This window comes from Petrotoga halophila DSM 16923, from assembly GCF_002924615.1.
Window position 1 is genome coordinate 1 of the sequence record NZ_JALY01000203.1, and the last position, 4,214, is coordinate 4,214.

At 30.5% G+C, this 4,214-nt stretch carries 2 protein-coding genes; one reads left to right on the forward strand and one right to left on the reverse strand.

Going from position 1 to position 4,214, the window contains the following annotated elements; all coding sequences use genetic code 11:
• Positions 1-77 precede the first annotated feature (77 nt).
• Positions 78-2,834: an ATP-binding protein gene (locus AA81_RS09985; protein ID WP_103898927.1), complete on the reverse strand. Its 2,757-nt coding sequence runs from the start codon at positions 2,832-2,834 to the stop codon at positions 78-80.
• A gap of 280 nt (positions 2,835-3,114) precedes the next feature.
• Here AA81_RS09985 and AA81_RS09990 point away from each other — a divergent pair.
• The coding region (locus AA81_RS09990; RefSeq protein ID WP_245863578.1) for a Clp protease N-terminal domain-containing protein at positions 3,115-4,214 on the forward strand (1,100 nt) is incomplete at its 3' end.

A 4,214-nucleotide genomic window follows, 5' to 3' on the forward strand; every position in this document is an offset into this window, starting at 1 on the left:
CCCCGCAGCCCGCCCATAAGGATAAAGGTTCTTTGTCTTTTACCCCTCGGCCCATAAAGTCTAAATTATATAATAATTTACTCTTCACCTGTTGGAATTTCAAATCTGAAAGAAGTTCCAGTATCGTCAGATTTTACCAAATAAATTTTACCTTTGTGTTCTTCTTCTATTATTTTTTTACAAATGGCTAAACCCAGTCCCGTACCGTTACTTTTTGTTGTAAGAAAAGGGGTGAATAATTTTTCTTTAATTTCTGGTGGTATGGGTGGTCCATCATTGGTTATTTCGAAAAAAACTCTATTTTCATCAGTAAATCCAACTTTTATATCAATTTTTCCATTATTATTAACACTCTCTAAAGCGTTTTTTATTAAATTCAACAATACTTGTTTTATTTTATCTTTATCTACTTTTATTACGATCTCTTCCTTTAACCAATCAGTGTTCACCATAACGTGTTTTTGTTGTATAAAATCTTCATACATCAACATTATTTCGCGTATGATTTCTATTAAATTGACTTCTTCAATCTGGTTAATTTTACCTCCTCTAGAGTATTCTAAGATTTCATTTACTATATGTTCGAGTCTTGAAAGTTCTTCTTTAATAATTTGAGTGTATTTTTGAATATCATCCATTTCGTTCATTTTAGCTATCCTATTTAAAAATCCGCCGATAACCGTAATAGGATTTCTCACTTCATGAGCTATTCTAGCGGTCATTTCTCCCATGGCAGCAAGTCTTTCTCGCTTTTCCATTTCTTTTTGAAGGTTGTACAGTTCAGTCACATCATCAAAAACAATTATAACACCTTCGATAACTCCTAAATCTTCATTTCTCAAAGGAGATAATTGAATATCAAAAATTTTCTTTGTATTGGAAAGTTTTACTTCATAATTTTTTAATTTGATATTATTTCTAGTTTCATAAATGGTTTTAATTTTTTCAATTATTTCTTCCCCTATTATATCTGTTATACCTTGAATAGCTGTTCCGATCATGGTTTCTCTTGGTCGGGAGAAAAAATTTTCTGCTTTTCTGTTCCATTCGTTTATTTTTCCATTTCTATCAACCACAACAATTGCGACAGCTAAATTTTGTAAGATATTGTCTTTAAACCTCCTATAGTAATCCATCAAATCTTTCTGTTCTTCTAATCGCAACGTTTTTTCTTTTAATTCTTGATAATTTTCTATCATTTCTAAAGCTAATCCTATATTATCTTTAAATAATTTTACAATTTCAATTTCTATACTGGTGATGGGTTTTTTGTTTATTTTGTTATCGACTATAACTACACCCTTAGTTTCAACCATCCCAGCAACTGGAAAAATTAGAAACTCATTTATTTTAACTATATCGTATATATCTTCTAAATCTTCCCATTTAATTTCCAACATTTGAGGAACAATATGTAACACCTGCTTTTTTTCAACTACTCTTTCTAAAATAGGGTGTCCTTTATATGCTAAAACTTTGTTTTGCAAACTAAGAATTAGTTTGTTATTTGTGGGTATTTTTATGGCTTCCTCTTTGAAGTATTGAACAACGTTCCCGTATTTTAAAGCCCTAATGTTAGCTTCTTTCCAGATTTCGTTAGCATCTTCTTCTGCATCGGGACCAATCCATATTTTTGGCACAAGGAAACCCCGAACCTTATCTTTTTCCAAATACAGAGCTCTGTTGAACCTAAGCCCTCTTCCGGAAGTTAATCCTAAAAGCATTATTTTTATTGCTAAATTTTTATCGTAAACAGATCTAACAGCTTGAGATATCTTGTCTAATGCATTTAGCATATCTAAGTGTTCTTTTTGTTTTTCGATAAGTTGTTCATAATTCTTTTTCAATTCAGTCAATTTACTGACTTCATTTTGAAGTTTGTTGTATAAATTGATTCTGTGAATAGAAAAAGCTAATCTTCTAGCTGTATCTGAAAAAACATGGAAATCTGCCTCATCAAAATTTTTGTATGTTCTAAAGGAGTATCCTTCTTCTCTGTTATAAGCACTTAAAACACCATATAATTCATTATTTTGTTCTATAATAGAATAAATAGAAGATTTGAGATCTACATCAAAAGGGATAAAATAATTTTGAAAGTTTTCTCGTCCAACAACCATAAAACTTCTTCTTTCTTTTATGGCTTTTCCCTCAAGAGTATTTTCTAAAGGAATCTCTTTATTTAAGATTGATTTTTCATCTATTCCAAGAACGTATTTGATTTCAAGTGTATCTCCTTGAAGCTCCCAGAAAACTATGCTTTCTGCATGGAGTGAATCTTTTAGGAGTTTCAATACATTTTTGATTATTACATCTTTTTGTGTAATTTCTTCTATAATGTCGGTGAGTTTTTCCATTAAAACTACTTTGTCTTTCAAATCCTTGATTTTTAGTTTTTCTATAATCAAGTTAATCAAAACCACGTAATAAAAAAATTGTTGGTCGAAAGTATCTTTGTCGATTTGATTATCAAATAATCCAACGGCTCCGATTAAAGTCTCTTCCGAAAAAATCGGATATAAAAATATTACTTTTTTATCGTTGCTGTTTGAACTTACCTTTAAAGTATCATCCTGTAGATTCACCGATACAATTTCATTTGAGAAAATTTTGTTTTTTAACTCTTCGACTCCACGTATATATATTTTTACATTTTCAAACTTGTCTATTGTAGAAGCTAAAGCTTTAAAAACCTCTCTGCTTGATTGATAGATAAACATAATATTGTCTTTCCCAATTGATTCTTTCAATTGGAAGGATACTTCTTTAAAAACTGATTTTAAAATATTTTGAGGATCATCATTGTATATAATATTTAAAATATCGTTCATCATAAATTTCACACTCCGATGTTTTATCTTTTTCGTCTTAATTATAACACTAAAATGCTTAAAAATGGGATAAAAATATATTGTGAATTAAATAACGGAATAATTGCCTAATGACAAGTTAGATATATTGGACGATTTTATAAAAGAAAATGAATTAAAACAGAAATTTAAAATTTTATCTTGACATTTTACATTGAAAAGTATTATAATGAAAATGGAATTAGCAAATAAAAGTTACGAGTGATAAAATATCTTATTGCGTAAAATAGATGGAGGTGACACAATGAGATTCAATCCGAATGATTTCACTGAAAAATCTTTGAAAGCATTTCAAGAAGCCCAGAATGTTTTAAGTTATTCGGGTGGAAATATTCTTAAACCGGAACATTTGCTGTTAGCAATTCTAAATATTGAAGATGAGAATGTGAAAAAAATTTTTCAAGGTACCAATATCAATTCGGTAAAAATCAAACTTGAAGAAGCTTTATCTGAAGAAATGGGAATTTATTACTCCATGTCTTATGGTGGACCACAAGGTATATATCTATCAACAAGTTTAGCAAACGCTTTACAAATAGCTAAATCAGAAGCCAATAGAATGGGATTTAATAAAATTCCTTTATTAGCCCTTCTATTAGGAATTTTGTTGGAAGGTACATCTTACGCGTCCAAACTGTTGTCCGCTTATACATCAGAGGCTTTAATTAGAGAACAGTTACAAGAAATGTTAGAAAACGGAGATGAAGAAATAGAATCAGGTACGGGAGATCCTTTGAAAAAATTTACTATTGATTTAACCAAAGAGGCTAAGAAAGGAAAGCTTACGCCTGTCATAGGAAGGGAAAAAGAAATAAATAGAATGATTGAAATATTATCCCGAAAGTCCAAAAATAATCCAGTGTTAGTTGGCGACGCTGGTGTTGGAAAAACCGCTGTAGTAGAAGGTTTAGCACAGTTGATAGTAGATGAAAATCCTCCCTCCTATCTGAAAAATAAAAAAATTTTACAATTAGACATGGCTGCATTGTTGGCAGGTTCAAAATTTAGAGGTGAGTTTGAAGAAAGACTCAAATCAGTTATCGATACAGTAAAAGAAAAAAGCGATGAAATTATTCTTTTTATCGATGAACTGCACAATATAATAGGTGCAGGAGTGGCTGAAGGAAATGCAATGGATGCAGCAAATATTTTAAAACCAGCTTTAGCTAGAGGTGAAATAAAGGTTATTGGAGCAACAACGTATGAAGAATACAAAAAGTACATTGAAAAGGACAAAGCTTTAGCAAGAAGGTTTCAACCAGTGTATATACAAGAACCTACCCCTGAACAGGCCATTGAAATACTTAAAGGTCTAAAAGAAACATACGAAAAGCATCACAAGGT